Below are 1,373 nucleotides of genomic sequence, written 5' to 3' on the forward strand. Positions count from 1 at the left end.
ATACCAAACTAGGTCAGGCCTACATCGCTACAGGTGACAATCCCGATATGGCTCGTAGCTTTGGTATCAATACGGGACGTATGGAACTCATGGGCTTGGTTCTCTCAAATGGGATTATCGCACTTGCAGGAGCCTTAATTGCTCAACAAGAAGGATACGCGGATGTTTCTCGAGGAATTGGAGTGATTGTCGTAGGGCTTGCTAGCTTGATTATTGGTGAGGTTTTATTCAAGAGTTTGACCTTGGCAGAGCGACTCATGACCATCGTTGTAGGGTCTATTGCTTATCAGTTCCTCGTTTGGGGAGTGATTGCTCTTGGGTTTAATACAAGTTATCTTCGTTTGTACAGCGCCTTGATTTTGGCAGTTTGCCTCATGATTCCAACCTTTAAAGACAAATATCTGAAAGGAGTCAAGTTTAGCAAATGACAGCAATTGTAGAATTAAAAAATGCCACCAAAGTCATCACGAATGGCTTTGACGAGGAAAAAATCATTCTGAATGATGTTTCTCTTGAAATTTTCGAACATGATTTCATTACCATCCTAGGTGGAAATGGAGCTGGGAAGTCAACGCTTTTTAACACTATTGCGGGTACCTTACCTTTAACAAGCGGAAGTATCCGTATCATGGGCGAGGATGTGACGCATTTTTCACCTGAAAAGCGGGCTAAGTACTTGTCTCGTGTTTTTCAGGATCCTAAGATGGGTACGGCACCCCGTATGACAGTGGCGGAAAATCTCTTGATTGCCAAGTTTCGTGGCGAGAAGAGAGGACTCTTTCCTAGAAGGTTATCAAGCCATAGGGAAGAATTTCAGGCCACCATTGAAAAAGTGGGAAATGGCCTTGAAAAACATCTCGACACTCCTATTGAATTTTTATCAGGTGGACAACGTCAGGCCTTGAGCCTCTTGATGGCAACCTTGAAACGACCAGAGTTACTCTTGTTGGATGAACACACAGCAGCTCTTGACCCAAAGACCAGTGTGGCCTTGATGGAGTTAACAGATGACTTTGTCAGCAAGGATCATCTAACAGCCTTGATGATTACCCACCATATGGAAGATGCACTAAAGTATGGCAATCGTCTGATTGTCATGAAGGAAGGCCGTATTATCCAAGACCTCAATAAAGAAGAAAAAGCTAAGATGAAGATTTCCGATTACTATCAATTATTTGAATAGATGAGTCATATTTTCATCAAAAATAGTGAAGAGAAACTTAGAAGCATTAAAGTGTTTCTGAGTTTTTTATCTCCTCTTTCTATCTAGAAAAATAAGGCAAAGAGAATTACGGAAAGCGTATGAAATGGTTTACTTTTTTTCAGAAATAAGCTATACTAGTTTACGTGAAACTATGATAAGATGGAGGTAT

The 1,373-nt window shown here is 41.1% G+C and carries 2 protein-coding genes; both read left to right on the top strand.

Going from position 1 to position 1,373, the window contains the following annotated elements; translation table 11 throughout:
• Positions 1 to 428 (top strand): ABC transporter permease subunit (locus tag SORDD16_RS11690; RefSeq protein WP_440862109.1); only part of this gene is annotated, 428 nt, incomplete at its 5' end.
• Positions 425 to 1,183, top strand: a complete 759-nt coding sequence (locus SORDD16_RS04015) for an ABC transporter ATP-binding protein (protein ID WP_061452463.1) — start codon at positions 425 to 427, stop codon at positions 1,181 to 1,183. The genes SORDD16_RS11690 and SORDD16_RS04015, both read left to right, overlap by 4 nt.
• Positions 1,184 to 1,373: the final 190 nt, after the last annotated feature.

It is taken from the genome of Streptococcus oralis (assembly GCF_001578945.1).
Lineage (GTDB): Bacteria > Bacillota > Bacilli > Lactobacillales > Streptococcaceae > Streptococcus > Streptococcus oralis_Q.